Below are 4,097 nucleotides of genomic sequence, written 5' to 3' on the forward strand. Positions count from 1 at the left end.
AATGGTGAGTTTATGACACGCTACACGCTTGGTTTAGATTACGGTTCAGATTCTGTTCGTGCATTATTGGTTGATACGAGCAATGGTAAAGAAATTGCAACAAACGTAGTTTATTACCCAAGATGGAAACAAGGTTTATTTTGCCAACCGGCAAAAGACCAATTCCGTCAACATCCGTTAGATTATGTAGAAAGCTTAGAGCAAGTTGTTCAAGGTTTATGGGCAAAAGCACCTACTGGTGCGGCAGAGCAAGTGGTTGGTATTAGTTTTGATACCACAGGTTCAACGCCAGTTGCAGTTGATGAAAATGGTGTAGCGCTTGCGCTTAAACCTGAGTTTGCTGAAAACCCAAATGCAATGTTTGTTTTGTGGAAAGACCATACTGCAATTTTAGAAGCACAACAAATTACCCAAGCGTCAGCTAAGTCAGACGAAAACTACATTAAATACGAAGGTGGTATCTATTCTTCTGAGTGGTTCTGGGCAAAAGCTTTACACGTATTACGTGAAGACGAAGCTGTGCGCAATGCTGCATATAGCTGGGTTGAACACTGTGATTGGATGTCTGCATTAATTACTGGCACAACTCACCCAAGTGTATTCCGAGCGAGTCGTTGTGCTGCAGGCCATAAACAAATGTGGCATGAAAGCTGGGGCGGTTATCCACCAAATGAATTCTTTACCTCTATCGACCCATTATTAGATGGTTTACGCGACCGTTTACCAGCACAAACTTTCACAGCAGAAGAAAAATGCGGTGAGTTAACCCAAGAGTGGGCGGATAAATTAGGTTTGCCAGTTGGTACAGTTGTAACTTTTAGTGCGTTCGATTGCCACATGGGCGCTGTTGGTGCAAACGTTAAACCTGGCGTATTAACTAAAGTTATGGGTACTTCAACTTGTGATATCGCCATCGCTTCATACGAAGATATGGGCGACAAATGCATTAAAGGTATTTGTGGTCAAGTAGATGGCTCAGTTGTTCCTGGTATGGTGGGTTTAGAAGCGGGTCAGTCAGCTTTTGGTGATTTATACGCATGGTTCCGTAACTTAATTAACTGGCCACTGAAAAACATTGAAGCGTCAGATGTATTAGATGCAGAAACCAAAGCTAAATTAGCCCAAGAAATTGAAGATAAAACTTTATTCAAACTCGGTGAAGAAGCGGCCAAATTGCCAATTGGTAGCACAGGTGTAACTGCACTAGATTGGGTAAATGGTCGTCGTACCCCAGATGCAGACCAAACTGTCGCTATGGCAATTACAGGTTTAAAAATGGGTAGCCATGCACCACAAATTTATCGTTCATTAGTAGAAGCAACTGCATTTGGTGCGCGCGCTATTATTGAGCGTTTTAAATCTGAAGGTGTGGCAATTGATTCGGTAGTGACCATAGGTGGTATCTCAAAAAAATCTGACTTTGTTATGCAAACCTGTGCGGATGTGTGGAATTGCCCAATTGATGTTTTAGAAAGTGAACAAAGCTGTGCATTAGGCGCTGCCATCTTTGCATCAGTTGCAGCGGGCGTTTACCCAAGCGTTGCAGCAGCACAAGAAGTGATGGCATCACCTGTGTGTAAAACCTACCAACCGAATGCAGAAAATGCCGCGAAATTTGACGAGCTATATAAAAACTACCAGGCACTGGGTGCTTACGTAGAAAGTTCGAAGTAAGCAAAAAGATTAGTCAGGAAACCCAAAAAATGAGCAAGTTTTTAGAATTAAAACGCGAAGTATTTGAAGCCAACATGGAGTTGGATACGCGTAAATTAGTGACTTATACCTTTGGTAACGTTTCACAAATAGACCGTGCAGCAGGTGTAGTTGCAATCAAACCAAGTGGTGTACCGTACGAAGCGTTAAAAGTTGAAGATATAGTTGTTGTTGATTTAGAAAACAACATAGTTGAAGGCAAGTTAAACCCTTCATCGGATACTAAAACTCACACTTATTTATATCGTACTTGGGACAACATTGGTGGTGTAACTCATACACATTCAACCTATGCAACTGCATGGGCACAAGCACAAATTGATATTCCATGTTTAGGTACGACTCAAGCGGATTATGTATATGGCGCAATTCCATGTGCTCCGGTTATGAGTAATGAACGTATTCAAGGTGATTACGAAGAAGAAACCGGCGCTCAAATTGTTGAGCTGTTTCAAGACCGCGACCCAAATGAATCACCTATGGTAATAGTTGCAGGCCATGCACCTTTTACTTGGGGTAAAGATGCCGCTAAGTCGGTTTATCACGCAGTGCTTTTAGAAGAAATCGCCAAAATGGCTTATTTAACCAAAACCTTGTCACCACAAATCGGTGATTTAAAACAAGAGTTGGTGGATAAGCATTATTTACGTAAGAACGGTAAAAACGCTTATTACGGGCAGAAGTAATTAACACAGAATAGCGGAGATGCACAGGTAAAAAAAGCAAACCCTCTGAGCCATGGATGGCTCGGCGGAGCTCCAAGGATGGATTTATGCGTGTTTGCGTTTTATTACCTGTGCAACTCCAGCGGTTTGAATTAAGCACAGGTGCCAGCAAGGCCATATAGGTTTGCCATCACCAAGCGAGAGTTTATTTATAAGGTAGAAAATTATGAGCGTATTTGGTCAAAAAGAAGTTTGGTTTGTAACTGGCTCACAACACTTATACGGGCCAAAAGTATTAGAGCAAGTTGCCAAAGACAGTGCTTTAATCGTAGAAGGTTTCAACACATCTGAAAGCATTGGCATGAACATAGTGTGCAAGCCAACGGTAAAATCACCAGCAGAAATTCATGCAGTTTGCCAAGCAGCAAATGCAGATAAAAACTGTGTTGGTTTAATTATGTGGATGCACACCTTCTCTCCATCAAAAATGTGGATTGCTGGTTTAGCAGAATTACGTAAACCATTTATGCACCTTCACACCCAATTTAATGCAGCATTGCCTTGGGGTGAAATCGACATGAACTACATGAATACGCACCAAAGTGCACACGGTTGTCGTGAATTTGGTTTCATCGGCACACGTATGCGTAAAGAGCGTAAAGTTGTTGTTGGTCACTGGCAAAATGCATTAGTTCAAGAACAAATCGACGACTGGTGCCGTGCAGCTGTAGGTTGGAACGAAAGCCAAAACTTAAAAATTGCCCGTTTTGGTGACAACATGCGTCAAGTAGCTGTTACAGAAGGCGACAAAGTTGCAGCACAAATCCAATTTGGATACGAAGTACATGCCTACGGTTTAGGCGACTTATCTGCAGTTGTAAATGAAATTTCAGATGCAGACGTAGCAGCACAATTAGACCTATACACCCAAGACTATCAAGTAGCAGATGCCATCTTCAAAGATGAATACCAATTAAAAATGTTGCAAAACGAAGCGCGTTTAGAATTAGGCATGGCTAAATTCTTAAAAGGCGGCGGTTTTGGTGGTTTCACCAACTGTTTTGAAAACTTAACAGGTTTAACAGGTTTACCAGGCTTAGCCACTCAACGTTTAATGGCGCAAGGTTTTGGTTACGGCGGTGAAGGCGACTGGAAAACGTCAGCTATGGTTCGCATTATGAAAGCCATGTCTGTTGGCCGTTCTGGTGGTACATCATTTATGGAAGACTACACCTACAACTTCGGTACACGCGACCAAGTATTAGGTGCACACATGTTAGAAGTCTGTCCATCAATCGCAGCTGCTAAACCACGTTTAGAAGTACACCGCCATACCATAGGTATGAAGTGTGACGTTGCGCGTTTATTATTCAGTGGTAAAGCTGGTCCTGCTATCAACGTATCACCAATTGATATGGGCAACCGTTTCCGCATTATCGTAAACGAAGTAGATGCAGTAACGGCACCTGAAAATACCCCTGAGTTACCAGTCGCATCAGCGCTTTGGGAACCAAAACCAAACTTATCAGTTGCAGCTGCAGCTTGGATTTATGCTGGTGGCGCACACCACACAGCATACAGCCAAGCAGTTACAACAGATATGATTAACGATTACGCTGAAATGGCAGGTGTTGAGCTAGTGGTTATCGACGGCTCTACTAATATCCGTCAATTCAAAAACGAATTACGCCAAAATGCTGCTTACTTCGGGTTAGCAAA

Annotated in this window: 3 protein-coding genes; all 3 read left to right on the forward strand. The window is 42.5% G+C overall.

Features of this window, described 5'->3' with window-relative positions:
* Positions 1–12: 12 nt before the first annotated feature.
* Positions 13–1,674, forward strand: coding sequence for a ribulokinase (locus tag WSC_RS0102465; RefSeq protein ID WP_026016622.1), 1,662 nt, complete (start codon positions 13–15; stop codon positions 1,672–1,674).
* 29 nt (positions 1,675–1,703) lie between these two features.
* Positions 1,704–2,399, forward strand: coding sequence for an L-ribulose-5-phosphate 4-epimerase (locus tag WSC_RS0102470; protein WP_016954327.1), 696 nt, complete (start codon positions 1,704–1,706; stop codon positions 2,397–2,399).
* 205 nt (positions 2,400–2,604) lie between these two features.
* Positions 2,605–4,097, forward strand: a 1,493-nt coding sequence (gene araA, locus WSC_RS0102475; protein WP_016954328.1) for an L-arabinose isomerase, incomplete at its 3' end; no start/stop codon positions are given.

It is taken from the genome of Catenovulum agarivorans YM01 (assembly GCF_000281085.1).
In the GTDB taxonomy this organism is placed as follows: domain Bacteria; phylum Pseudomonadota; class Gammaproteobacteria; order Enterobacterales; family Alteromonadaceae; genus Catenovulum; species Catenovulum agarivorans.

What these genes read in the sequence shown, in the direction of transcription:
- WSC_RS0102465 (WP_026016622.1), top strand. Translation starts at nt 13, where the DNA reads ATGACACGCTACACGCTTGGTTTAGATTACGGTTCAGATTCTGTTCGT.
- WSC_RS0102470 (WP_016954327.1), top strand. Translation starts at nt 1,704, where the DNA reads ATGAGCAAGTTTTTAGAATTAAAACGCGAAGTATTTGAAGCCAACATG.